The sequence below is a fragment of the Rhizobium fabae genome, from assembly GCF_003985135.1.
Taxonomy (GTDB): domain Bacteria; phylum Pseudomonadota; class Alphaproteobacteria; order Rhizobiales; family Rhizobiaceae; genus Rhizobium; species Rhizobium pisi.
In genome coordinates, this window is record NZ_ML133645.1 from 42,650 (window position 1) to 65,392 (window position 22,743).

Below are 22,743 nucleotides of genomic sequence, written 5' to 3' on the forward strand. Positions count from 1 at the left end.
TCTGGCCGCCTCGGATGCAATGACCGCCCCGAGCGCGGCAACCGCCTCGAGCACGACAGCTACCTCGGGCGCGATAGCTGCCCCGGACAGCGCCATGGCTCTCAACGCCGCCGAATGGCTGTCGCTGGCCGCCGCCGCAGACGGATCGGCGGCCAAGCCTCCCGTCCCGACTGCCAAAAGGACCGCTCCGGGTGGCCACACCGTGCTCACCGCCGATTTTCTGTCGTTTGCCGCCGCGCCGACATTCGCCCTCATGGGGCTGCTCACGGCAGCAACCGGCAGCTCCGACATGATCTGCATGACCACGCCCGATGCCTTTCCGCTCACGGGGATGACATCGATGTACCTGCTGATGAGCGGCTTCCACCTCTCGCCATGGCTGCGGCTTGCCGGTCGGAGAGCGCCGACGCTCAAGAGAGCCTCATCCTGAGGTGCCCCGCTAGGGGCCTCGAAGGACGAGGCGGGCGCTCCGACGCCGGATCGATGCAAGAAGAAGCGCTGCGGGATGTCCTTCAGGCTTCGGCCTTTGGCCTACGCATCTCAGGATGAGGAGCGTTGGAGGATGCCGCCCCCGGCCATTCCCGCACCCGGAGCCGGGCGCACTACGCCCTGAAATGTTTCCTGAGAATTGCAGCCTTCTCGGGCCGGGCGGCGAGCTGCTCGTACTGGAACACCATGATCGCCGCGGGATCGGCATTGCCGGCCTCGGTCAATTCGGCGTCGAACTGCTCGGCCGTGATGTTGCCGGGCCGATAGAGCGCCTCGGCCTGAACGTAGAAGCATACCGGTTTGCCTGTGCTCATCCTGATATCTGCGAGCAACTGCTCTTTCCATAAAGCCGTCTGGCCAAGCATCTGGGTGAAGGCCATGGGGGCGATCATGTCGGCGTGGCGGGCGAGGCTCGCAGCGTCCTGGCCGGCGCGGATTCTGATGGCGCCGTCGAGGTCCGTTTCCCGCCATGGAAGGGTGTGGACGGCGAGTGCCGCGCCGGGCGCCAGCGCGCGGATCTCGCCAAAGAGCCGCTCGGCCACGTCGCTGATGCACCGGCATTTCCACTCGGTCCAAGGCTGCAGCAGGTGGCAGTGGATATAGGCCGGCGCATTCCCCCGATCGACAACCTCCCCGCAAGCCTTCTCGAAGCGCGACAGGCAGAGTGGGCAATAGCAGCCGTCCTCGATGCCGGCCGCCCGACCGTCAAGGGCGACTCGTTCCCAGAACAGGAAGTGCCGGATGAAATCGAGGCTCACGACCGCCGGCGTGAGCTTGCCCAGATCCCGGCGCAGCGCCTTGATGACGCTCTCGAGGTAATCCTCCCTGCTCGGGCAGACGAAGTGGAGCCAGTCTTCTTCACCGGCCCGTCTGCCGAGGCTGGTAACGGCGTAGTCCTCGGGATGACGGGCGAGATACTTCGGATCGCAGAAAACCGGGACGTTCAGCCACGAACGCAGCCCCTCGCCTTCGAGAGCGCGCACCATTCGCCCGTCTTCGAGGAAACCTGGGTGCAGACACGGCGTGTCGATCCCCCACTCCAGGCAGGACCGGGCAAAATCACCGGCGTCGATCGCCGTGTCGAAAACCATCAGGCTGCGGATTGGAGTCATGGTTGATTGCTCTCGGAGTTCCTGGACGGCCGAATGGGATCGGGAGGAATCCCATTCGACCGTGAGCCGAATCTGCCCGACGTGGCGGAAGAAAAGCAAGCATCACGCTGATGCGCATGTTGCGGCAGCCATGACACGCCGACGCTCAAGAGAGCCTCATCCTGAGGTGCCCCGTAAGGGGGGCCCCACGCTCGATCGATGCAAGAAGCAGCGATCGAGCGCTTCGAGCCCAAAAACAGACTCCCGCTCAGCCGCTTAAGCCAATTCCCTCCATTTCCGCTTGAGGAATTGGACCGTCGCCGCACGCGGCAGTCAGTATCCAGATCATGTGCGGCCTATCCCCAATGCGCCGAAGGATTTCGAGCAGAGCAGTCTATTCATAAATCGATAACCCATGTCATGGAGGCTCGCGCCGCAGCCGGCGAGCACGTCTCATTTGCTCCCTCATGCAGGTCTAATCACCGCCGATGTATCGCAGCCTCACTGCTTGGCAGGGGATCACATGCTGCGCACAGAGTTAGGAATTGATGCCGATATGATGAATAGACGGACGTTGGCGATCGCTTCGCGCCCTTCATCACCTGGACAGATGTCGACGAAGATCGCTGGCGGGAACAGGCCCGGAAGAACGAAGATTGGCCTGGTCGTTCTCGTGAGCTTCTGCCTTGGTCTCCAAAGCTGCGAGGACCGGAACCCCGTTACCCCGCTTGTGAATGTGATCGTTGCGGCACTCGCCACAGCCTTCCCGGACACCGGTACCGAAAAGACCGCTTCAGCGACAAACAGCGAAAGTAAAAACAGTTCCCAGACGACAGAGCCGCAGCCGGAGTCAGCCACCGGCCAAAAAACTGCCGAGCAAGGCTCCAAGACACCGACATCGGCGACGAATGGCAACGCGACATCTGCAAACGCTCCCTCGGGTACCAATTCCAACGCAAATACAGTGACCACAAGCAGTGGCGGCAGGAAGTTTATCCATCCCGGCTTGCTGCAGACCCAAGCTGATTTCGACCGCATTATCGCGATGCTAAAGGCGAAATCTGAGCCGACAGTCAGTGGTTGGCAAAGGTTGATCAACAATAGCCATTCGTCGCTAAAATATTCGCCTCGGCCGGTTTCGCTTGTTGTCCGCGGGAAAAATCCTGACCACCCTGAAAACTATGCGCTCCTTTTCAATGATGCGGCTGCGGCATACGCTTTGGCTTTGCGCTGGAAAATCAGTGGGGACGACGCCTACGCCGACAGAGCCATCAAGGTTTTGAATGCCTGGTCGTCGACATTGACGGCGGTGGACGGCAGCTCGGACAAGTTTCTGGCATCTGGCATCTACGGCTATGAGCTGGCCAATGCGGCGGAGATCATGCGAACCTACAGGGGATGGTCCGCCGATGATTTCTCAAAATTCCAGAACATGATGCTTACGATATTCTACGCCATGAATCATGATTTTCTGGTCAGGCACAACGGCGCCAAGATAGACCATTACTGGGCCAACTGGGACCTGTGCAATATTGCCTCCATGCTGGCCATCGGCGTCCTGACAGATCGAGAAGACATCTATAAGGAAGCGATCAGCTACCTATATAACGGCGCCGGAAACGGCGCATTCCACAAGATGTTTTGGAAGGTGTACGACGGTGGATCGGCCCAGGGCCAGGAAGCCGGGCGCGACCAGGGGCATGCGATGCTCGATATCGCCCTTGTCGGCGCGATATGTCAAATGGCCTGGTCCCAAGGTGATGATCTCTACGGCTACGACAATAATCTCGTGCTTGCCGGCGCGGAATACGTGGCCAAATACAACCTCGGTTATGACGTGCCGTATACCACTTACAAAAACAGCGACACCACTCAAACCTCAATTTCGGAGGGAAGCAGGGGTCCGAACGTCAGGCCTATGTGGGAGATGCTCTACAATCACTACGTCGTTTTAAAGGGACTCGACGCCCCTTATGTTTCCACCTTCACCACCTTGGCGCGCCCGGAAGGCGGCGGAGGCGATTATGGACCCAATAGCGGCGGCTACGACCAGCTTGGCTATGGCACGCTTCTCTATACGCTTCATTGAGCCTTCGAAATTTTAATGCACGAACGTCTCCCCACCTTCATTCCTGTGCCTGTCACGGAATGAAAATGGGGAGAGTTCGCGCAACATTCTCCTAGGTGTAGCGGAGGACAGCGCGTCAAAGCCCAAGCATCTGATGCACCACACCCCTCCGCTCCGATTGTCTTCCTCCCCAAAACCATGCAATGACCCATCCACCTTGAGACGCAACGGATAGAGGCGCGGCATGAAGAAGATCGGTTTTCTCTCGTTCGGGCACTGGACACCCTCGCCCCAGTCGCAGACGCGCTCGGCGGGCGATGCGCTGCTGCAGTCGATCGACCTTGCGGTTGCGGCCGAGGAGCTCGGCGCCGACGGGGCGTATTTTCGCGTGCATCATTTTGCCCGTCAGCTCGCTGCGCCCTTCCCGCTCTTGGCAGCTGTCGGCGCCAGGACCAGCCGGATAGAGATCGGCACCGCCGTCATCGACATGCGCTATGAGAACCCGCTCTATATGGCGGAGGATGCCGGCGCTGCCGACCTCATCGCCGGCGGCCGCCTGCAGCTCGGCATCAGCCGCGGCTCGCCCGAGCAGGTGATCGACGGCTGGCGCCATTTCGGTTATGCGCCGCCGGAGGGCCAGAGCGATGCCGACATGGCCCGCCATCACGCAGAAGTCTTCCTCGAAGTGCTGGGCGGCGAAGGCTTCGCCAAGCCGAACCCGCGGCCGATGTTTCCGAACCCGCCGGGCCTGCTGCGCCTCGAGCCGCATTCGCAAGGCCTGCGCGAGCGGATCTGGTGGGGCGCAAGCTCCAACGCCACCGCTGTCTGGGCGGCCAAGCTCGGCATGAACCTGCAGAGTTCGACGCTGAAGGACGATGAAACCGGCGAGCCCTTCCACGTCCAGCAGGCCGACCAGATCCGCGCCTACCGCGAAGCCTGGAAGGCGGCCGGCCATAAGCGCGAGCCGCGCGTCTCCGTCAGCCGCAGCATCTTCGCGCTCGTCGACGACCGCGACCGCGCCTATTTCGGCTATGGCGGCGACGAGGGCGACAAGATCGGCTTCATCGACGAGAAGACCCGGGCGATCTTCGGCCGCAGCTACGCCGCCGAGCCCGACGAGCTCATCAGGCAGCTCGCCGAAGATCAGGCGATCGCCGAGGCCGACACGCTGCTGCTCACCGTGCCCAACCAGCTCGGCGTCGAGTATAACGCCCATGTCATCGAAGCGATCCTGACCCACATCGCACCGGCGCTCGGGTGGCGCTGAGGCCGAGGGCTGCTTTGATGGTTTGAGGAGCGGGGGTGCCGTGTGATACCCCCCTCTGCCCTGCCGGGCATCTCCCCCACAAGGGTGGAGATTGGCAAGAGGCTTGACCATCGCTCCCTCTCGAACGGCATCGACAATCACAATACTTTAGTTGTTTGGGGAAGCCATCTCGCCCAGCCGATCTCCCCACCTGTGGGGGAGATGCCCGGCAGAGCAGAGGGGGGTGCTGCTCGGCATGCCCTCTCCTCTCTCATCCCCTTGTCCGTCACAGGCACAGGGCAGAGGATGCGGCAACCATTTAGCCTCCCCTCGCTTACCTCCCCCACGAGCATCGACGGTCCAAACCTTGACCCATCGCATGACCGACCGAGTTATGGCCGTAGAACCGCTCGAGTTGCCTCATGCCGCGCACCAACCTGAACGATATCCTGATCTTCATGGCCGTCGTCGATGCCGGAAGCTTTGTCGCCGGCGGTGAGGCCATGGGCCTGTCGCGATCGGCCGCAGGAAAGGCGGTGATCCGCCTGGAAGAGCGGCTCGGCGCGCGCCTGCTCAACCGCACGACGAGGACGCTGAGCCTGACCGACGAAGGACGCCTGTTCTACGAGCGCGGGCTTGAGATTCTCGCCTCGGTCGACGAGGCGGAAGCGAGTGTGGCCGGGCATAGCGGCACGCCGCGCGGCGTTCTCCGGCTCGCCGTTCCCGGCGCTTTCGGGCGGCTCGTGGTGCTGCCGCTGATTGAAAAATATCTTCGCGCCTGGCCCGGTATCCAGGTCGAGATGAGCTTCACGGATCACCTCGCCGACATCGTCGAGGAAGGCTTCGACCTCGCGATCCGGATCGAGGCGAGCGCATCGACGTCGGACACGCGGCTCGCCTCGCGCGTGATCGCCGCCTGCAAGGCGCGGCTCTGCGCCTCACCCGCCTACCTCGCCGAGCGTGGCGAGCCGCGCTATATAGAGGATCTCGCTGCCCATGACTGCCTGTTCTTCACCAGCCGCAATCAACGGCAGGGCTGGCGCTTTCGCGGCGAAGGCGGCGGCTGGGTCAAGGCGCCGGGGCACAGCCGCCTGCGGCTCGACAGCGGCGAGGCGCTGCGCAACGCGGCGCTGGCGGGCCTCGGCATCGCCCTCCTTCCGGATTTTCTCGCCGCCGCGGACCTTGCCGCCGGCCACCTCCGCCAGCTCCTGCCCGACGTCGAGGCCGACGAGGCAAAGATCGTGATCCTCTATTCCGACAAGCGCCTGCTGGAACCGCGTGTGCGCCGCTTTATCGAGCTGATGGTCGAGGAGCTTGGACACCACGGCTAGAAGCAAGGTTAAGCGAGCGCCTTGTCGAAGCCGCGAAAACTCTTCAGCGCCAGCGGAGCAAGCGTTGCGGCGAGATAGGCGAGACCGGTGACGAGCAGCGCCGCCGCAAGGCCGATCGTGCTGATCAGCGCGCCGCCGACAAGGCCGCCGAAGGGGATGAGGGCAAAGCAGAGGGCGGTGCTCATCGCCGTGACGCGGCCGGTCAGCGCCTTCGGAATGCGCTCGAAGATCACCGCCGACAGGATGGGATTGAGGAAGCCCGAGGCAAATCCCGCGATTGCGAGGGTGATGAAGACGGGGCCAAGCGGCGCATCCACCGAAAGCACGAAGAAGCGCGGAAATCCGGTCAGCAGGAAGGCCACCGTATAGACCATCAGGCGCGGCATCCGCTCGCCGATCGCAGCGGCAATCACAGCCCCGGCGATCGAGGCGCCGGTAAAGGCGGCCAGCATCGCGCCGAGCAGTTCCGGGCCATGGCCGGATTCCCGCGTCCAGACAGGCAGCAGCACCGCCCCATAGGCCTGGTCGAGCAGGTTGGTGACAGCCACCATGGCGACGATGCTGACCAGCACCGCATCGGCGCGCAGAAAGCGCCAGCCCTCGCGGAGATCATCGAGATAGGAAGACACCTTTCCCGGCCGGACGTCTGAGGTAGCAGGTGCACGTCGCATCCTGGGTATACCAGCCGCAACGATCAGCGCGGCGATAGCGAAGGTGGCCGCATTGACGACGAGCGCCTGGCCCGGGCCGATCAGCCCGATCAACGCGCCGGCGCCGGCCGCACCCGCCGTCGATGCCAGCCGCTCGATCGCGCTGGCGACGCCTGTCACCCTTTCGAGCGGCACGTCGGCCAGCGTGGCGATATCGGGAACCATCGCCTGCTTGGCGGCATCGGATGGACCGCGCAGCACGCCCATGACGAAGACGACGGGCAGCAGCAACGGCACCGTCAACAGGCCGAGAAGATCGAGAAGCGGCACCAGCGCCACCACGATGACCGAGGCGGCGTCGCAGATGATCGCGATGCGCTTGGCGCCGACCCGGTCGATCAGCGGCCCGCCGAGCGCCTTGGCGGCGACATAAGGCAGCATTTCCATCATCGCCGTCAGCCCCGTCAACACTGGACTGCCGGTGGCGCTCAGCACCAGCCAGGGAATGGCGATGGTCGAAAGCCGGGTGCCGGAAAGCGAAAGCGTCTCGGCGGCGGCAAGCGCCAGAAAGGGCCTGCCCCTTCTCACGACTCGTCCTCCCCCTCGCGATGCGGCAGGCGGCCCGGATAGGGAAAGGCGTGCAGCATGACCGAGAAGGGAACCATGTCGGGGCTGCGGGACGCCGCCTCCCCCAGCCGCGGGGCCGCCCGCATCGCTTCCAGAATGATGTCGGTTAGCCGCTTCGTCAGCGCCTCGGCCTGCTCTGCTGTCATCGGGATGATGATGTCGCTGGCCGTGCTCGCCTTGCGCCATTCGGCCGGCAGCTCGGCATATTCCTCCAGCGCCTGCTGCATCTGGCCGACCTGCAGCGAGAGTACGGCCTGGTTGAAGGCGAGATCGAGATCGAGCGCCTCCCCCTCGGCCGCGCTCGCCGGCACCGTGGTCAGTTCATGGCTGGCGCGCCACCAGCGGTCGCGCTTGGAGGTATGCGGCGCCTCCTCGATGAAGCCGTATTGCGCGAGCTGGCGCAGATGGTAGCTGGTCGCGCCGCTGTTCAGGCCAAGCCGCACCGCGAGCTGCGTCGCCGTGGCGGGACCATCGACCCTCAGCATGCCGAGCATGCGCAGCCGAACCGGATGCGCCAGCGCCTTCAGCGCCGTGGGTTCGGGCACGACCCGGCTGACTGTGCGGGAAGCGGCGGCTGCTGCGGAAGGTTTGCGGTGCGGATCTTTCATGCCCCAAGCATATATTTGCAAACATACATTTGCAAATATTTCTTTGCAATAATATCGAGTAGTCTTCAAAAGCCTCTTGAAGGCCCTAGCCAAGCATGACCACGCGCCCTAAGACCATCGCCGTGATCCGCATGATCTGGGGGTAAGGGATGGCTGAGGAAACGCAGAAAAACATCGGCACGTGGTACATCGACCCCGACGCCGAAGACAGGATGGCCGATGGACATGCGCCCATCTGGCGCCACCTGATCGATCTGATCGTCGAGCGGGACCTGACCGACAAGAGCGTGCTCGATTTCGGCTGCAATCAGGGCGGCCTGCTGCGGCATCTTTATGCGATACGCCCCTTCCGCAAGGCCCTCGGCATCGACATCGCCGAAACCTCGATCGCCAAGGCCGAGACGCTGAAAGGCAATCTGCCAATCCAGCATCAGGTCGGCGGCAGACTGGAAGGCTGGAGCGAAGAATTCGATCTCGCCGTCAGCCACGAGGTCATCTACCTCGTTCCGGATATAGACGTCCACGCCGCCGATATCCGGCGGGCGCTGAAGCCGGGCGGCGTCTATTATGCGGTGACGGGCTGCCATACGGACAACCCGCTCTGGCCGAAATGGCGCGAACTCGTCGCCGACCGCACCAATACCGTCGTTCAGGACCGGTCGATCACCGATTACGGCCGCGCCTTCGAAAAAGCGGGCTTCGACGTCTCCGCCCGCAAGCTCGAATATGACGGCTTCATTCCCTTCGTGGCGGACGGCTGGACGCCGGATTTCGCCGATGCGCTGAACTACCACACCCACACGAAAATCGTCTTCAGGCTGGTAAAGCGTTAGAGCTGGCGTCGGCCCGCTGAAGCTTCATCAGCTCGACATCGAAATGCGGTGGGCTATAGGGGGAAACCTGGACGAAACGGCCCCTGACGCGGAATATTTCCTGAACGAGGTCGCGTTCGGCGAGCTCCCGCGGCGCACCGTCGAATCTGAGCTGCCCCTTTTCAAGCAGCGAGATGCGGTCGCTGACGGCGATCGCCTGGTTGATGTCGTGGATCGCCATGACGACGGTCACTCCCTTCTCCCGGCTCAGGCGATGTACCAGATCGAGCACTTCGACCTGATAACCGATATCGAGGAAGGAGCTCGGCTCGTCGAGCAGCAGGATTTCCGCTTCCTGGGCAAGGGCGGCCGATATCCAGGCTCTTTGCCGTTCCCCGCCGGACAGTTCCCGAAGGCTGCGATCGGCAAGCTCTGACAGTCCGGTGCTTTCAAGCGCCCATTCGATCGCCTTCTCGTCGCGGCTGTCATAGGAGCGGAACAGGCCGACATGCGGATAGCGGCCCTGGCGCACGAGCTGGGCGACGGTCATTTCGTCGGGCGCGGTCGGCTGCTGCGGCAGGAAGGCAAGCCGCCTTGCCAGCATCCGGCGCGACATGGAGGCAACGGTGACACCGTCCAGCGACACCCTGCCCTCCGCCGGCCTGATCAGGCCCGCCAGCGCATGCAGCGCCGTGCTCTTGCCTGAGCCGTTCGGGCCGATCAGTGCGCGTATCTCGCCCTTTTCGAGTGAAAGGCTGAAGCGGCTAAGGGCTTTTCGCTGGCCATACATCACCGAAAGGTCAGAACAGGACAATGGCATTTCGGCCTCACATGGTTTTGCGCAGCAGCGCGAGCAGAAGCGGTGCGCCGAAGACGGCCGTGACCACGCCGATCGGGATTTCCTCGGCCTGCCCCAGCAGCCGGCCGGCGAGATCGCCGAGCGTAACGGCGACGGCGCCGAGCACGATCGCCAGCGCCAGCGCCAGCAGGAAATTCCGGCCCGCCAGAAACCGCGCGAGATGCGGCACGATGAGACCGACGAAGACGACCGGACCCACCGCGCCGACGGCGCTCGCCGTAAGCACGCAGGAGACGATCAGAACGACCGAGAACTGCCTGCGATAGGATAGCCCGAAGGACCGGGCGACGGGCGCATCGAACTGCAGCAGCATCAGCGGCCGGTAGATGACCGGCAGCATGGCGAGGCCAGCGATCGTGAACGGCAGCAGGAAGAGCGCGTGATCCCAGCTGCGGGCGTAGAGGCTGCCAGACAGCCATTCCAGAATGATCTCGATGCGGGCAGATCCCCATCCCGCGATGAGGCCGATCGCCACCGCATGCAGCACTGCCCCGACCGCCACGCCGCAAAGCGTGATGCGTAGCGCGCTGAGGCCGAGACGAAAGGCAAGCAGATAGATGACGCCGCCGGCGAGCAACCCGCCGGCAAGGCCTGCCGCCGGCAGCCATGCGACCGGCAGTTCCGCCAGCGTGTTCGAGCCGGGCTCGAAGATATAGACGGTAAACAGCAGGAAGATCGTCACCGACAGCGTTGCCCCTTGCGACACGCCCATCAGCGACGGGTCGGCCAGCGGGTTGCGGGTGATGGTCTGCAGCAGGTAGCCCGCCAGCGAAAAATGGATGCCGGCCAGAATGCCGGTGACGATGCGCGGCAGCCGGATATCGAGAATGATCAGCCGCGCTTCCGCCGAGCCGCCACCGGTCAGCACCGCCGCGACGTCGCCCATGGGAATATCGGCGACGCCGAGGAATATCGCCGCCGCAAGCGACAGGATGCCCAGTACGACGAGCGCGGGAAACAACCATGGCGGCGCGGCATCGGCCGGTATCGACGCAGGACCGCTCATCGCGTCTCACCTGCGAGATTCAGCTGCCCGCGCTGGACGAGATAGATGAAGACGGGGCCGCCGATGAGCGCGGTGATGATCCCGACCGGCAATTCGCGCGGGATAGCGATGCTGCGCGCGACAATGTCGGCGACGGTCACAATCAGCGCGCCGAGAGCAGCGCTCAATCCGATCTCAAAGCCTGTGCCGCGCGGCCTGAGCAGCCGGGCGATGTGGGGAGCGGCAAGGCCGACGAAAGCAACCGGTCCGGCGACCGGCGCGACGCCCGCGACCGGGATGACGGCAAGGATGAGAATGAGCGGCTTCCACAGGCCGAGCTGCAGGCCCATTCCGGCCGCCGCATGATCGCTCAGCATGAACATGCCGATGACGCGCCGCAGAGCGAGCGCCCCGACGACGCCGAAAATCGTCCAGGGTAGCATATAGAAGAAATGCGACCAGGTGCGCCCCTGGAAGCCGCCGGCGAGCCAGAAGAGCAGCGATGCCGATTGCGGACCGGTCAACAGCAGCACGTAGGTGGTGATCGCGCCGAGGAAGAGCGAGACGCTGACGCCGCCGAGCGCAAGCTGCAGCGGCCGTCCCTGCCCGCCATGCGAAACCCAGAACGTCACCGAGGCCGCTGCAAGCCCGCCGGCCAAGCCGATGAAGGGATAAAGACCAGGCGAAAGCCAAGGCACGAAGACGAAACAGCAGACGATCGGCGCAACCGCCCCCGATGTGACGCCGGTGATGCCGGGATCGGCCAGCGGATTGCGCGTCAGCGTCTGCAAGATGTAACCGGAAACGGCAAGCCCCGCCCCGCCGGCCGCCGCCGTCAGGCTACGGGGCAGGCGCAACGTCCAGACGAGAACGGATTCAATCGTGCCGTCGCGCGCGAGCAGCACGCGAAGCGCCGTCTCGACCGACAGCGTCTTGGCGCCGACCAGCAGCCCGAGCATCACCGCCAGCATCACGGCAACGACGATGAGCCCGATGGCCAGGAACGATTGCCGGGGGCTCATCGCAGGTCTTTTCCTTGGGCTTAGTTCTGCAACGCGGCCGGGATCAGCTTGGCGGCTTCGGCCTTGACGTCGACGGCCGGGAACGTCTCGGGATAGAGGTAGTACGCAGCCTCGCGCAGAACGATTTCGCGGGCGATCGGGCCGTTGGTCTCGACCCACTGGTCGCCGACATAGAAGACACGGTTATTCTTGACTGCCGACAGCTGCGACCAGATCGGATTGCTCTCATGCGGGCGATCCGGCCCGGAATCGTAGACGAAGATGACCTCGGGGTCCTTTTCCAGCATGGTTTCGAGGCTGAGATCGATGCCGAACTCGCCGCCCGGGCTCTTCGGCCCGGGAACGTTGTCGCCGCCGATCGCGGCGACGATCGAGGCTGAAGTGTTTTCCGTGTGGAAGGCGAAAGGCGTTGCGCCGCCCCACATGATCAGGAAGCGCGGATGAACATCCTTAGGCGCCTTGGCGGTGAATTCCGCAAGATGCTTGCGGAAATCGGCGTTCAGCTGCTCGCCCCGCTCGGGCTTGCCGAGCAGCTTGGAAAGGGAGGCAACCTCCTTATAGCTCTCTTCGAGCAGTTCCATGTTGTAGGCGACATAGGGCGCGATGTTCTGCAGCTGCGCCGCATTGCCGACCGTATAGCGGCGGATCGCGATGATCAGATCCGGCATGGCTTCGGAGAGAAGTTCGAGATTGGGCTTGGCGCGCTGACCGATCTGCTTCATCCCGGCAGTCAGGCCGAGCAGGAAAGCGGGCTCGCGGCCAGCCGTCATGTAGGTGCTGGCAACCGGCTTGATGCCGAGCGCCAGCGCGACGTCATCGGCGAAATAGGAAATCGAGGCAATGCGCTTCGGCTGCGCCGGGACTTCGACGCTGACGCCGCGATCATCGACGATCGAGACCTTCTTGCCGTCATCCGCCTGAGCGGCCGCCGCCAGCATTGCGGACAAGCCCAGAGCCGAGAAAAATCTGCGTGCGTATTGAGTCATATCTGAAAACTCCCCTCTGATGCGCAGAGGCTTTAGCCAAAAAAGCGGAGTTTAACAATCATGTTTCTTTTGCGCACTTCGGGAAAATATCCTTGGGCTGGCTCAACCCTCCGGCAGGGCGAAGACGGCGCAAGGTTCGGCGATTCCGCGCAGGGCGTGCTCGCCGAGCGGCGTCAGGGCGGTCTGCGTGTTCGCCGCCACCGCGCCGGAGATCAGCACGCTGCGGCCGAGCGGCTTGCAGAGCCCTTCCAGCCGACTGACCAGATTGACCGCCGGACCGATGGCGGTGAAATCAAGCCGGTCGGCTGCACCTATATTGCCCCAGAGGATCTCGCCGAAATGGAGTGCCGCGCCGAAGGGCAGCGGCGCCAGCCCCTGGGCCTGGCGCAGCTGGTCGAAATGGGCCATGCCGGCGCGGCTGGCGGCAACGGCCCTCAACGCCGCCTCGCAGGCATCGCGATCCCCTCGGGCAATATTGTTCCCTTGGCTCGCGCCCTCCGCTCCCGGCTCGGCGGAGGCGCCCGCAACGGGAAAGATCGCCAGCACGCCGTCGCCGATGAATTTCAACACCTCGCCGCCGAAGGCGTGCACGGCGCCGGCGACGCGGTCGAACCAGGCATCGAGCGCAGCTATCATCGCATGCGGCTCCGTCACCTCGGAAAGTGCTGTGAAATCGCGCAGATCGGCGCAGAGAAGGGCGGCGCGGATGGTCTCGCCGGTGCCGCGGGCAAGCGCGCCGGCCTGCACCCGGGCCGCGCTGCGCCGGCCGAGATAGGCTTCGAGCAGTGCCGCCCGCGCCTCGCGCGCAGCAAGGGCTGCAAGCGGTGCGCCGGCAAAGCGCGCGACGTCGCGCAGCCGGGCCGCATCATCGGCAGCGAAAACCCCTGCCCCATTGGCAATGCCCGCCCAGCCAAGCAGCAGGCCATCCTCGGAAGGCCCGATCCTCTCTTCCCACACCGGCCCGAGCCCGGCCAGCCAATCACGCCCGGCCTCGCTTTCGGGAGCCGCGGCAAAGCCTAGCGCCTCGATGACCGCCCCGGTCTCGGCCCGCCACAGCCAGGTGCGCCGCGCAATGATCGGATGCGGCACCGAAAGCGTCAGCGCGCCGCCCGCAAGCGGCAGGCCATCGGAAAGCAGCCGGCGCCCGAGCTCGGCCAGAAATCGTTCTGGACCGGGCGACGCGGCCGCCTCGTCAACCAGCCAAGCAAGGGAGGAAGGCAGATCCATGCCCCAGCATCGCACCGCCTCGGGACGTTCGCAAGCGAACGTTCCCGTAGCCCTTCAGGACGCCGCCGTCGTCCGGAGGCTGTTGGCAGCCCATTGCAAAACCCGCGTCGTCATCCTCGCCCTGAAATGACGGGAATACACCGTTACGGGCAATCAGCGTCGCCGGCACCAACCGCGAATGTTAGGCGCGAGTGAAGCGGCTTGGAAATCGGCCAGCGTGTCGGCGGACTTCGGTTGTCGAAGAGGGCGGGCATGTCGAGCCGCTTGATTAGGAGCCGATAGTCCATAGGTCCCTCCGTGCCTTGATGCTGGCGACCACAAGCGAGTGACGGCTGGCTCAGCGGCGGACGCGGTAGCGGATGTGCGTGGCCTCGGGTGTATCGATCACCCGAACAATCTCCAACTCGACGCGCGATGGCAAGACTTCGAACATTCGGCGGCCACTTCCGAACAAGACTGGAACCTGGTGTATTTGCAGTTCGTCGAGCACGCCAGCTTCCAGCGCCCGTTGCGCCGTATACGCGCCAAGCATCAACACGTCCCGGTCCCCGGCGGCGGCCTTCGCCTGCGCCATTGCGCTCGCGATCCCGTCGCTCACGTATTTGACCAACGGATAATTCGCGACGGATGGCCCGGGCGGCCTGTGACTGGGTACGAAGATCGGGACACCGTGATTGTCACCGCCCCAGTGATCGACCTGCTCCACGGTTCGCCGACCCGCCAGAATCGCACCTGGCGCGTTCCATTCGTCCCACAATTGTCCGACCGGTCCGGTCGGTCGGGAAAAATCCCCGTACCACTCGTGCAGCCGCATAAAGTCGTCGCCGCCGGGATTGCCCACTTCATCGTTGGGCCCGGCGATATACCCGTCCAGTGACATGGACATGAAGAGCACTGATTTAGACACTTTTATCTCCTGTGGTCTTTTTCCAAACTGGGGCGGTGGGAATTCGCTCTGCGGCTGGGCTATTGATGCAAAAGCTCGTTCATACGGTCTTGATGTTCCCAAGGACGCTCGAGCGACGCTGACGCCGACATCCCGAATACGGATTTTGGGTACTGCCCTATCTCACAAGGGGCCGAACCATGCTCGAGCCGACGAGGCGCGAGCTCGTTTAGTTCGTGGCGATCCCTGCTTCCTTTCGGCTCTTGCGCCCGCCGCCATCCCCCGCAGCTCCTGTCAACCCCACCGCCAAACAACCCTGTGGAAAACCGTTCATCACGGTGGAAAACAAAGAAAAAAACACTTTAAACTTGCGCGGATTTGATTCCATTATGCGCCTGTTGTCTCGTGTGATTGAGGGGTTGCGATGGGCACGACATACTGGCCGAAAGATCCGCTTGATGGAAATGACATGACGCTGCTGACGTCGATCCTTCGGCGATGGTGCACGCGTTACGGGATCGAATTCACTGCCGAAGAGAGCAAGCGGAAAGCCAGGGAACTCGTCGAATGGTTCGAGTTCGGCGTCAAGGATCCGGTCGAGCTCGAAGAGCTGATCGACGGCAAGTACTGGCTGGTCAGCCAGATCTGAACGCCCGCAGGCGCTCATGAAAAAGCCGGCGAACCATGGCGCCGGCTTCATCGATCTGTCTCTGAACGAGACCTTTAGTCGTCATCCCGCCAACGGCGTTCGCGATCCCAACGCCGCCCCTCGCGCCAGCCTGGACCATCCCAGTCGCGGCGATGATGCCGTTCCCAGCCCCCGCCCCAGCCCCAGCGCGGCGGACCGCCGTAGAAGACCACCGCCGGCGGGCGGCGCCAGTTCGGCCTGCACTCACCCCAGCCCGTCATGTGCCAGCCGCGGCCGCACTCATAGTCGGCCTTGACGATATTGCTCTGAACGTTGATTGACCCGACCGGCATCGCTTCAGCTGTGCCAATCGAGAGGCTGCCAGCGAGCAAGGCAGCCGCGATAGAAAGTGCCTTCATAACGAACTCCAATTCAATCCAGCCAGGCGCACCTTAGGGCTGCCAAATTGAACCGGGGATGAATTGCATGTTCATGTTTGCGGGCGAAAAAGCGCCTGTCCGGACCGCCGGGCGGCACGCCGCCCGGCTGCTTTTTTGCGCAATAACAGTCGGTTGCGGACGCGGTGACACCCTCGGAAAACCGTTCATTTCCTGCCGCCAAAGACATCCGGACCGGGATCGCGCCCGGCGGCGACCTCGGAAAGCCGCCCGAGATAATGCACCCAGCCTTCTGTATGGCCGGCGCATTGCTCAGCACTCGGCAGGCCGCTATGGGTGAGCCGCAGCAGCGTTCCGTCCGGCTGCTCGATCAGGTCGATTTCGACCAGGCTCGAGCCCGGCGGCACCACCTCGCTGCCGTCCCAGCCGAAGCTGTAGGCCAGGCGATGAACCGGCACCACCTCGCGAAACGAGCCGCGCGCGAAGCGGGCGCCGGTGACGTTGACAAGATAGAGCCCGCCCGGCTCAGGCTCGATCTGCGCCTCCGTTCCCATCCAGCGCAGGATTTTCTCCGGATCGGTCATCAGCGCAAACACCGCAGCAGGCGGCGCCGCGATATGCGCCTCGCGGCGCACGACAAAGGGGTCTTGCATCACATTCTCCCGTGGTTGCTGCTCTGCCTACTATGACGCGGCACGACATGCTTTTTCGACATGGATCTCCCCACGGGAAGCATTTAGGCGCAAGGAGACGCTCAGCAAGGGCGTGCACCCGCCTCGCCCTTCGAGGCCCCTGCGGGGCACCTCAGGATGAGGCTCTCGTGAGCGTCGGCGCAGCATCCTCCAACCGACCTCACCTGGGCGCGGCACCCTCCAACGCTCCTCATCCTGAGGTGCGTAGGCCGAAGGCCGGAGCCTCGAAGGACGCGCGCCAACATCACTTCTTGCATCCCTCAACACCATCTCCTCTCGCCGCCCACAAGGCATTTCCCACCTCTTGCCAGCCCGCCGCCCTGCCCCTATGTTCGCGCCGTTCTCAGGGCGGGGTGAAAGTCCCTACCGGCGGTATGCGATTTCGATTGCGAGCCCGCGAGCGCCTTCCTTGGAAGGGTCAGCAGATCAGGTGAGATGCCTGAGCCGACGGTCATAGTCCGGATGAAAGAGAACGCGCGTTCCTGCTGCCCTTACCGGCAGCCGGTGAACGCTCGTGATCGCCTTGGGTGACGTGTCTGTACGCCAAAGGAGATGACCATGACACCCACCCGCTATGCCTTCGTCAAAGCCGGCTGGCACGCCGATATCGTCGACCGTGCGCTCGAAGGTTTCCAACAGCTTGTTCCCGCTGAACAGATCGATGTGTTCGACGTTCCCGGCGCTTTCGAAATGCCGCTGCTGTCGCGCGATCTTGCGGCGAGCGGCCGCTACGGCGCCGTCATCGCCGCCGCCTTGGTCGTCGACGGCGGAATCTATCGCCACGACTTCGTCGCCCAGGCCGTCGTCGACGGGCTGATGCGCGCCGGCATGGATACGGGCGTGCCGGTGCTGTCGGTCTCGCTGACGCCGCATCACTATCAGGAAACCGAGCACCATCAGCAGATCTACCGCGCCCACTTCGTCGAGAAGGGCCGCGAGGCCGCCCGCGCGGCCCTGATGATCGGAAAGACGCGCGCCGCTCTTGCCGCTTGATGGCGACGCGACGGGAAGGCGGCGGGAACAGTTCCCGCCGTCTCGATCCCTCGCCCTGCCGGCCGCATCGGACAGAATAATTGATTCGACGCCCCCGCCGCGCTGTGGTCCACTCACCCTCGACATGTATCGCCATTCTTAATGCGTCCAACCCTCAAGGGAGCTGAAGATGAGCAATGCTATGCGCAGTGAAACCCCCATTGAAACCCCGAGAACGCGACCGGTCGACACCAAGCTCGAAGTGGTCGTCATCCCCGTTTCCGACGTCGACCGTGCCAAACGTTTTTACGACGGCCTGGGCTGGCGGCTCGACGCCGATTTCGCCAATGATGCCGATTTCCGGGTGATCCAGTTTACGCCGCCCGGCTCCGGCTGTGCGATCATCTTCGGGAAAAACATCACCGCCGCCGCCCCCGGCTCCGCCCAGGGCCTTTACCTCGTCGTCTCCGACATCGAGGCCGCCCGCCGCGATCTCATCGCCCGCGGTGTCGAGGTAAGCGACGTCTTCCACGACGCCGCAGGCGTCTATGCCGGCAAGGACGAGCCCTATCTCTTCGGACGGCTGCGCATCGTCGGCCGCGATCCCGACCACCGCAGCTACCGTTCCTTCGCCTCGTTCAAGGACCCTGACGGCAATGGCTGGCTGTTCCAGGAAGTCACCACCCGCCTGCCCGGCCGCATCGACGCCGACGAGACGGCCTTCTCGACCTCAAGCGACCTGGCCGCCGCCCTGCGCCGCGCCGCCACCGCCCACGGCGAACACGAGAAACGAAACGGCGGCAAACACGACGACAACTGGCCGGACTGGTACGCCGAATACATGGTCAGCGAACGCGCGGGCCGGGAGTTGCCATTGTAGGTGACGGCAGACGTAGAGAGCACTCGCCTCACCCTTCCTCAGGGTGAGGCCGTCGTGTGCCGTGGCCACCCCCCTCTGCCCTGCCGGGCATCTCCCCCACAGGTGGGGAGATTGGCTGGGCGCGCTGGCTTCCCCAAACAACTGGCCGTCACATGAACCGTAAATTCAGGGCGAGGCATTGCCTCCTGCCGATCTCCCCACCTGTGGGGGAGATGCCCGGCAGGGCAGAGGGGGGTGTCCCACGGCATACCCTCTCCTCTCGTCCCAAGACGCGCAGGCCCACCTGCAAACCACCAGCTCACCGTTCGAAAAAATCCCGCCATTGCTTCTCGCCAACCAGACAATCGGCCGCGGGCGCGGCCCCCGCCGTCTCCTGCACCGTCGCCGGCGGCGAAAGGCCGCTGATTTCAAGCACCAGCTTGCGGCGCACGGCGATCGCGAAATCCTCGATCTTGTGGACCGGCAGCACGAAGGCGCCGGGGCCGCCGATGACGCAATCGGCGTAATATTTGTCGAGACCATCGGGCGCATCGGAAGGCCGCAGCATGATGGCGAGGCCGTTGATGACCATGCCGGCTTCCACCGCCCTGTCGCGGGCAGGCGTCACGGGATTGCCTGAATTGTTCGGGCCGTCGCCGGAAACGTCGATCACCTCCCGCCTTCCCTGAAAGGGACCGGCGATGATCATGCTGGCGCCCTGAGCGATGGCGGTGGAGATCGAGGTGCGTCGCTGCGTGGCGACCGGCCGGGCCTCCAGCTTGTCGGCAAAGGCGAGCGCATCCGCTTCCGTCTCGATCACCTGCCAGTCGATCACCGAATCCTGGACGACGTAGCCCGCCCATTCGAAATAGCTGATGGCGATGCGGCCGGTGAGCCCGCCTTTGACCGCATCGATGAATTCCTTGTGCTTGAGCGCCTCGACATAACCCTGGCGCTGGATGCCGATCTCCTCGAAATCCATCGACCGCGAGGTATCGACGGCAAGCACCAACGCCACATCGACCTCGCTTCTCCCGATCTCAGCGACCGGGACGACGCCGGAAAGACCCATCAGCACCGCAAGTGTCGTCAGCATTGGCTATCCAATCCTTACGCCATTCCCAGGCGAGGAAACTGTAACACAGCTTGACCGGCACGGGACGCTGGGCCGCCTGCCGGGCTTCAATTTTCGGTGAAGTCGGGAGTGCCTGCGCCCCTTAGCGCCAATCCGGACGCCCTCAATGCAAAGGCAGCCACAAAGGGTTCTTCCACGCCTTCAGCGCGTCCAGAAAAACCTGCAGGCGCAACGGCAGGAATCGGCGGGTGGGATAGACGGCGTGCACGAAAATCTCCGGTGACGACCAGTCGGGCAGCAGGCGGATGAGCTCGCCTCTTTTGATCTCTTCTTCGCAATAGGTGGAAGGCAGCAGCCCGATGCCGTGGCCGCGATAGGTGAAGGCGCTGACCGCCTCGAAATCCCGGCTCGACACCGGCCCCGAGACACGCATGTCGATCGATTTGCGGCCGCTGACGAGATGCCATTCGGCCTCGCCGTTGCGGCCGTTCAGGAGGACGCATTGGTGGTCCTTCAGGTCCTCGGGCTTTGCGGGAAGCATCCTGCCCCTGAGATAGTCGGGCGCGGCAACCAGATAGCGCACGCTCTTGCCGAGCCGCTGCGCGACGATGGAGGAATCCTTGAGTTCGCCGAAACGGATGCCGAGATCGATATTCTCGGCGATCAGATCGAGAAACAGGTTGGTGACAAAGAGATCGACCTGAATCTCGGGATAGGCCTTTAGAAAGGACGAGACGAATTCGTAAAACACCTCCTGTCCGAAAATGACGGGCACGGAGATCTTCAACAGGCCTTCCGGCTTTCTCTGGGTTTCCGTCAGCGCCTGCTCGGCGTCGATGAGATGGGCGAGCGGCTCGCTGCACCTGTCATAATAGGCCCGCCCCTGCGCGGTGAGGCTGAGCTTGCGCGTCGTCCTCTGCAGCAGCGTCACGCCGAGCTGCTCTTCGAGCGAGGTCACCTTCCGGCTGACTGTGGAGACCGGCATGCCGAGGGAATGGGCCGCCCGGCTGAAGCTGCCATACTGCGCCACCTTCACGAAAACGGCGATGTCGTTCAAATCGGGCATGCCATCACTTTTGCACTGATGCAAAAGAGAATCCAGATATTTCCATCTAATCGGGGAATGGAGTTTTCGCCATATTCACCTTGCGAAAACAAATCACAACCCGATGGGGCGCGATCGCGGCGCCCCATCTCGAGCGACTCGGCCGATCAGGCTCGACGTTGCCCGAACCAGATCATGGAGTTCAACATGACTACCGGAAAGACTGTCATCGTTACGGGCGCCTCCCAGGGTATCGGCGCAGGCCTCGTCAACGCCTTCATCGCACGCGGCTACAATGTCGTCGCCACGTCACGCCAAGTCAGCGCCTCGGACGCCTTTCAGGCCTCCGACCGGCTGGCCCTCGTCGACGGCGACATCGGCGACGCCGAAACCGCGGCACGGGTCGCCAAGACCGCGATCGACCGCTTCGGCTCGATCGACGGCCTCGTCAACAATGCCGGCATTTTCCTGGCCAAGCCGTTTGTCGATTTCACGATGACCGACTTTGCGACGTTGTCCTCGACTAATCTCGAAGGCTTCATCCATCTGACCCAGCTGGTCGTCCGGCAGATGGTCGCGCAGAAGTCAGGCGGCAGCGTCGTCAGCATCACCACGCCATTGACCGATCATCCGATCGCCGGCTTCTCCGCTTCGGTGTCGATGATGACAAAGGGCGGCATCAACGCCATCTCCAAGAACCTGGCGATGGAATATGCGAACGAGAAAATTCGCTTCAATATCGTCGCTCCCGGTGTGGTGGACACACCGCTGCACAAGGACAATCCGAAGGATTTCCTGAGCACGCTGTCGCCGATGGCAGGTATATCGAATGTCGGCGAAATCGTTGATGCGGTCCTCTTCCTGACGGAAGCTCCGCGTGTCACCGGGGAGGTGCTGCACGTCGACGGCGGCGCACATCTGGGCAGATGGTAAACCATGGAAACGCGCAGGCAGCCGGTGCGGAACAGCGGCTGCAGGAACTCGGCATCACCCTTCCCCCGCCGCCGACACCCTTCGGGGCCTATGTCGAGGCGGTCAGATCAGGGAAGCTCGTCTTCTTCAGCGGCATGCTGCCGGTCGTCGGCCACGAGCCTCGCTATATCGGCCGCGTCGGCGGCACGCTGACATCAGAGGACGGCAGGAAGGCCGCCGAAACGGCAACCTTGAGCGGCCTTGCCGCCGCCAAGGACTATCTCGGCTCGCTTGATAAGGTGGTGAAGGTCGTCAAGCTCGGCGTCTACATCGCCACCGAAGGCGATTTCCGCGACCACCCGAAAGTCGCCGACGGAGCATCGGAAATGCTGCTCCAGGTCTTCGGCGAGGAAAAACTCTCCGGCCGCGTCGTCCTCGGCGTCGCCAGCCTGCCGCTCGGCATGCCGGTCGAGGTTGAGCTTGTGCTCGAGGTCGAGGATTGATCGCGACTCCCTTCTCCCCAGCGGGGAGAAGGTGGCCCGAAGGGTCGGATGAGGGGGCCATAGGGCACACCCTCACTGCCCTTCACTTTACACTCAGCGCATTCGCGACTTTGCCGCTAACCCCCTCATCTGCCTGCCGGCATCTTCTCCCCGCTGGGTAGAAGAGACTCGTGGCAACGCCATGCTCCGTCGTTGTCGTTGAGCAACCCACCCCTCACACCGCCGCCAGCAAGAGCACATAAGCAATCACGCTCACCATCAACCCGCGAAACGCAAAGGTGACGCAGCGGTATTTGTTGCGGGCGATGGTCGAGAGGATGTTGGCGTTTTCGAGATACTGGTCGAAAAGGTAGCGCTCGTCGCGCCTCAGCGCCGCGTCGAAGAACAGGTCGCGATGATCGGGCCAGGCGCCCCAGAAGAGCGAGGTCGAGGCGCCCAAACGCCGCGGCAGCACGACGAGGATCGCCGACAGGATGGAAAAGACCGAGGCCGCGGCAAGCAGGCCGGAGAACAGCACGCCCCCCGGAGAGCCTGCGATGTAGCGCGCCGGGCTGAAGACCGCCCTCACCTCGCTGGAGCTTACCAAAAAGGCGAGCATAAAAGTAAAGATATAGGCGGCCTTCTGATCGGATATCTTGATCTGATCGTAGAATATGTCGTTGATTTTCTTGATGTGGTCGAAATACTCGACGCCGATATCGCCGCTCGACGGCTCGCTCAGCATAACATCAGTTGCATTTTCGAAATCGCTCACATGAATACTCCACCCCAG

General features: G+C 63.5%; 24 protein-coding genes, 1 pseudogene and 1 riboswitch. Of the genes and pseudogenes, 10 read left to right on the forward strand and 15 right to left on the reverse strand.

The features are described 5' to 3' along the window. The first annotated feature begins 94 nt into the window (after positions 1-94). The gene (locus EFB14_RS00235) at positions 95-430 is read left to right on the forward strand and encodes a hypothetical protein (protein WP_126822583.1); all 336 of its coding nucleotides are present in this window, start codon (positions 95-97) and stop codon (positions 428-430) included. A 172-nt stretch (positions 431-602) separates the two neighbouring features. Here the strand turns inward: EFB14_RS00235 and EFB14_RS00240 are convergent, their stop codons facing one another. Continuing rightward, entirely contained in the window at positions 603-1,601 is a 999-nt protein-coding gene (locus EFB14_RS00240) for a hypothetical protein (RefSeq protein ID WP_126821728.1), read from the reverse strand. Positions 1,602-2,103: 502 nt separating this feature from the next. Here EFB14_RS00240 and EFB14_RS00245 point away from each other — a divergent pair. The 3 genes from EFB14_RS00245 (at position 2,104) to EFB14_RS00260 (ending at position 6,225) form a co-directional block, all read left to right on the forward strand. Continuing rightward, positions 2,104-3,669 (forward strand): alginate lyase family protein, encoded by a 1,566-nt coding sequence (locus EFB14_RS00245; protein WP_245438188.1) that lies wholly within the window; start codon positions 2,104-2,106, stop codon positions 3,667-3,669. A gap of 223 nt (positions 3,670-3,892) precedes the next feature. Continuing rightward, complete coding sequence (locus tag EFB14_RS00250) at positions 3,893-4,915, forward strand: LLM class flavin-dependent oxidoreductase (protein WP_126821730.1); 1,023 nt, start codon at positions 3,893-3,895, stop codon at positions 4,913-4,915. A 401-nt stretch (positions 4,916-5,316) separates the two neighbouring features. Then, entirely contained in the window at positions 5,317-6,225 is a 909-nt protein-coding gene (locus EFB14_RS00260; RefSeq protein WP_126821732.1) for a LysR family transcriptional regulator, read from the forward strand. An 8-nt stretch (positions 6,226-6,233) separates the two neighbouring features. Here the strand turns inward: EFB14_RS00260 and EFB14_RS00265 are convergent, their stop codons facing one another. Next, complete coding sequence (locus tag EFB14_RS00265) at positions 6,234-7,463, reverse strand: MFS transporter (RefSeq protein WP_126821734.1); 1,230 nt, start codon at positions 7,461-7,463, stop codon at positions 6,234-6,236. Further along, positions 7,460-8,110: a winged helix-turn-helix domain-containing protein gene (locus EFB14_RS00270; protein WP_126821736.1), complete on the reverse strand. Its 651-nt coding sequence runs from the start codon at positions 8,108-8,110 to the stop codon at positions 7,460-7,462. The genes EFB14_RS00265 and EFB14_RS00270 overlap by 4 nt, the downstream gene beginning before the upstream one ends. Positions 8,111-8,259: 149 nt before the next feature. On the opposite strand from EFB14_RS00270, the gene EFB14_RS00275 reads away from it, so the two are divergent. Further along, the gene (locus EFB14_RS00275) at positions 8,260-8,943 is read left to right on the forward strand and encodes a class I SAM-dependent methyltransferase (RefSeq protein ID WP_126821738.1); all 684 of its coding nucleotides are present in this window, start codon (positions 8,260-8,262) and stop codon (positions 8,941-8,943) included. Here the strand turns inward: EFB14_RS00275 and EFB14_RS00280 are convergent. The 6 genes from EFB14_RS00280 to EFB14_RS00305 form a co-directional block, all read right to left on the reverse strand. Then, positions 8,924-9,742, reverse strand: coding sequence for an ABC transporter ATP-binding protein (locus tag EFB14_RS00280; RefSeq protein WP_126821740.1), 819 nt, complete (start codon positions 9,740-9,742; stop codon positions 8,924-8,926). The genes EFB14_RS00275 and EFB14_RS00280 overlap by 20 nt on opposite strands. 7 nt (positions 9,743-9,749) lie before the next feature. Continuing rightward, a complete protein-coding gene (locus EFB14_RS00285; RefSeq protein ID WP_126821742.1) occupies positions 9,750-10,787 on the reverse strand; it encodes a FecCD family ABC transporter permease in 1,038 nt (345 codons plus the stop codon). Then, positions 10,784-11,788 (reverse strand): FecCD family ABC transporter permease, encoded by a 1,005-nt coding sequence (locus tag EFB14_RS00290; protein ID WP_126821745.1) that lies wholly within the window; start codon positions 11,786-11,788, stop codon positions 10,784-10,786. The genes EFB14_RS00285 and EFB14_RS00290 overlap by 4 nt, the downstream gene beginning before the upstream one ends. A 20-nt stretch (positions 11,789-11,808) precedes the next feature. Next, positions 11,809-12,774: an ABC transporter substrate-binding protein gene (locus EFB14_RS00295; protein WP_126821747.1), complete on the reverse strand. Its 966-nt coding sequence runs from the start codon at positions 12,772-12,774 to the stop codon at positions 11,809-11,811. A gap of 102 nt (positions 12,775-12,876) precedes the next feature. Beyond that, a complete protein-coding gene (locus tag EFB14_RS00300; protein WP_126821749.1) occupies positions 12,877-14,001 on the reverse strand; it encodes an adenylate/guanylate cyclase domain-containing protein in 1,125 nt (374 codons plus the stop codon). A gap of 337 nt (positions 14,002-14,338) precedes the next feature. Further along, a complete protein-coding gene (locus EFB14_RS00305; protein ID WP_183605226.1) occupies positions 14,339-14,896 on the reverse strand; it encodes a dihydrofolate reductase family protein in 558 nt (185 codons plus the stop codon). A 415-nt stretch (positions 14,897-15,311) separates the two neighbouring features. Here EFB14_RS00305 and EFB14_RS00310 point away from each other — a divergent pair, with 415 nt between their 5' ends. Further along, entirely contained in the window at positions 15,312-15,536 is a 225-nt protein-coding gene (locus EFB14_RS00310; RefSeq protein WP_125850460.1) for a hypothetical protein, read from the forward strand. Between the two features lie 74 nt (positions 15,537-15,610). On the opposite strand, the gene EFB14_RS00315 is transcribed toward EFB14_RS00310, so the two are convergent. Both EFB14_RS00315 and EFB14_RS00320 read right to left on the reverse strand, forming a co-directional pair. Then, a complete protein-coding gene (locus tag EFB14_RS00315) occupies positions 15,611-15,934 on the reverse strand; it encodes a GCG_CRPN prefix-to-repeats domain-containing protein (RefSeq protein WP_126821753.1) in 324 nt (107 codons plus the stop codon). A gap of 185 nt (positions 15,935-16,119) precedes the next feature. Beyond that, entirely contained in the window at positions 16,120-16,566 is a 447-nt protein-coding gene (locus EFB14_RS00320; protein ID WP_126821755.1) for an SRPBCC family protein, read from the reverse strand. Between the two features lie 374 nt (positions 16,567-16,940). Next, a riboswitch (FMN riboswitch) is annotated at positions 16,941-17,083 on the forward strand. Positions 17,084-17,163: 80 nt separating this feature from the next. Between EFB14_RS00320 and EFB14_RS00325 the strand changes: the two genes are divergently transcribed. Together EFB14_RS00325 and EFB14_RS00330 are read left to right on the forward strand one after the other, a co-directional pair. Next, entirely contained in the window at positions 17,164-17,598 is a 435-nt protein-coding gene (locus tag EFB14_RS00325) for a 6,7-dimethyl-8-ribityllumazine synthase (RefSeq protein WP_126821757.1), read from the forward strand. A 169-nt stretch (positions 17,599-17,767) separates the two neighbouring features. Further along, on the forward strand, positions 17,768-18,457 hold the full coding sequence (locus EFB14_RS00330; RefSeq protein WP_126821759.1) for a VOC family protein: 690 nt from the start codon (positions 17,768-17,770) through the stop codon (positions 18,455-18,457). Between the two features lie 298 nt (positions 18,458-18,755). On the opposite strand, the gene EFB14_RS00340 is transcribed toward EFB14_RS00330, so the two are convergent. Both EFB14_RS00340 and EFB14_RS00345 read right to left on the reverse strand, forming a co-directional pair. Next, entirely contained in the window at positions 18,756-19,532 is a 777-nt protein-coding gene (locus EFB14_RS00340; RefSeq protein WP_126821761.1) for a DUF1194 domain-containing protein, read from the reverse strand. Between the two features lie 142 nt (positions 19,533-19,674). Further along, positions 19,675-20,577: a LysR family transcriptional regulator gene (locus EFB14_RS00345; protein ID WP_126821763.1), complete on the reverse strand. Its 903-nt coding sequence runs from the start codon at positions 20,575-20,577 to the stop codon at positions 19,675-19,677. A gap of 186 nt (positions 20,578-20,763) precedes the next feature. Here EFB14_RS00345 and EFB14_RS00350 point away from each other — a divergent pair, with 186 nt between their 5' ends. Next, positions 20,764-21,489 (forward strand): SDR family NAD(P)-dependent oxidoreductase, encoded by a 726-nt coding sequence (locus EFB14_RS00350; RefSeq protein WP_126821765.1) that lies wholly within the window; start codon positions 20,764-20,766, stop codon positions 21,487-21,489. Next, a complete protein-coding gene (locus EFB14_RS00355) occupies positions 21,483-21,971 on the forward strand; it encodes a RidA family protein (protein ID WP_126821767.1) in 489 nt (162 codons plus the stop codon). The genes EFB14_RS00350 and EFB14_RS00355 overlap by 7 nt, the downstream gene beginning before the upstream one ends. On the opposite strand, the pseudogene EFB14_RS33850 reads toward EFB14_RS00355, so the two are convergent. Both EFB14_RS33850 and EFB14_RS00360 read right to left on the reverse strand, forming a co-directional pair. Continuing rightward, a pseudogene (locus EFB14_RS33850) lies at positions 21,937-22,032 on the reverse strand (endonuclease domain-containing protein); the annotation flags it as partial. The gene EFB14_RS00355 and the pseudogene EFB14_RS33850 overlap by 35 nt on opposite strands. 153 nt (positions 22,033-22,185) lie before the next feature. Next, the gene (locus tag EFB14_RS00360) at positions 22,186-22,725 is read right to left on the reverse strand and encodes a Pycsar system effector family protein (protein ID WP_125843759.1); all 540 of its coding nucleotides are present in this window, start codon (positions 22,723-22,725) and stop codon (positions 22,186-22,188) included. Positions 22,726-22,743 lie beyond the last annotated feature (18 nt).

Excerpts from the sequence above, each read along its gene's own strand:
- EFB14_RS00275 (WP_126821738.1), top strand. The coding sequence starts at position 8,260 with ATGGCTGAGGAAACGCAGAAAAACATCGGCACGTGGTACATCGACCCC.
- EFB14_RS00315 (WP_126821753.1), bottom strand. The coding sequence starts at position 15,934 with ATGAAGGCACTTTCTATCGCGGCTGCCTTGCTCGCTGGCAGCCTCTCG.
- EFB14_RS00235 (WP_126822583.1), top strand. The coding sequence starts at position 95 with ATGGCTCTCAACGCCGCCGAATGGCTGTCGCTGGCCGCCGCCGCAGAC.
- EFB14_RS00350 (WP_126821765.1), top strand. The coding sequence starts at position 20,764 with ATGACTACCGGAAAGACTGTCATCGTTACGGGCGCCTCCCAGGGTATC.
- EFB14_RS00290 (WP_126821745.1), bottom strand. The coding sequence starts at position 11,788 with ATGAGCCCCCGGCAATCGTTCCTGGCCATCGGGCTCATCGTCGTTGCC.
- EFB14_RS00345 (WP_126821763.1), bottom strand. The coding sequence starts at position 20,577 with ATGCCCGATTTGAACGACATCGCCGTTTTCGTGAAGGTGGCGCAGTAT.
- EFB14_RS00270 (WP_126821736.1), bottom strand. The coding sequence starts at position 8,110 with ATGAAAGATCCGCACCGCAAACCTTCCGCAGCAGCCGCCGCTTCCCGC.
- EFB14_RS00330 (WP_126821759.1), top strand. The coding sequence starts at position 17,768 with ATGAGCAATGCTATGCGCAGTGAAACCCCCATTGAAACCCCGAGAACG.
- EFB14_RS00325 (WP_126821757.1), top strand. The coding sequence starts at position 17,164 with ATGACACCCACCCGCTATGCCTTCGTCAAAGCCGGCTGGCACGCCGAT.
- EFB14_RS00250 (WP_126821730.1), top strand. The coding sequence starts at position 3,893 with ATGAAGAAGATCGGTTTTCTCTCGTTCGGGCACTGGACACCCTCGCCC.
- EFB14_RS00295 (WP_126821747.1), bottom strand. The coding sequence starts at position 12,774 with ATGACTCAATACGCACGCAGATTTTTCTCGGCTCTGGGCTTGTCCGCA.
- EFB14_RS00245 (WP_245438188.1), top strand. The coding sequence starts at position 2,104 with ATGCTGCGCACAGAGTTAGGAATTGATGCCGATATGATGAATAGACGG.
- EFB14_RS00300 (WP_126821749.1), bottom strand. The coding sequence starts at position 14,001 with ATGGATCTGCCTTCCTCCCTTGCTTGGCTGGTTGACGAGGCGGCCGCG.
- EFB14_RS00310 (WP_125850460.1), top strand. The coding sequence starts at position 15,312 with ATGGGCACGACATACTGGCCGAAAGATCCGCTTGATGGAAATGACATG.
- EFB14_RS00320 (WP_126821755.1), bottom strand. The coding sequence starts at position 16,566 with ATGCAAGACCCCTTTGTCGTGCGCCGCGAGGCGCATATCGCGGCGCCG.
- EFB14_RS00280 (WP_126821740.1), bottom strand. The coding sequence starts at position 9,742 with ATGCCATTGTCCTGTTCTGACCTTTCGGTGATGTATGGCCAGCGAAAA.
- EFB14_RS00340 (WP_126821761.1), bottom strand. The coding sequence starts at position 19,532 with ATGCTGACGACACTTGCGGTGCTGATGGGTCTTTCCGGCGTCGTCCCG.
- EFB14_RS00260 (WP_126821732.1), top strand. The coding sequence starts at position 5,317 with ATGCCGCGCACCAACCTGAACGATATCCTGATCTTCATGGCCGTCGTC.
- EFB14_RS00240 (WP_126821728.1), bottom strand. The coding sequence starts at position 1,601 with ATGACTCCAATCCGCAGCCTGATGGTTTTCGACACGGCGATCGACGCC.
- EFB14_RS00285 (WP_126821742.1), bottom strand. The coding sequence starts at position 10,787 with ATGAGCGGTCCTGCGTCGATACCGGCCGATGCCGCGCCGCCATGGTTG.
- EFB14_RS00355 (WP_126821767.1), top strand. The coding sequence starts at position 21,483 with ATGGTAAACCATGGAAACGCGCAGGCAGCCGGTGCGGAACAGCGGCTG.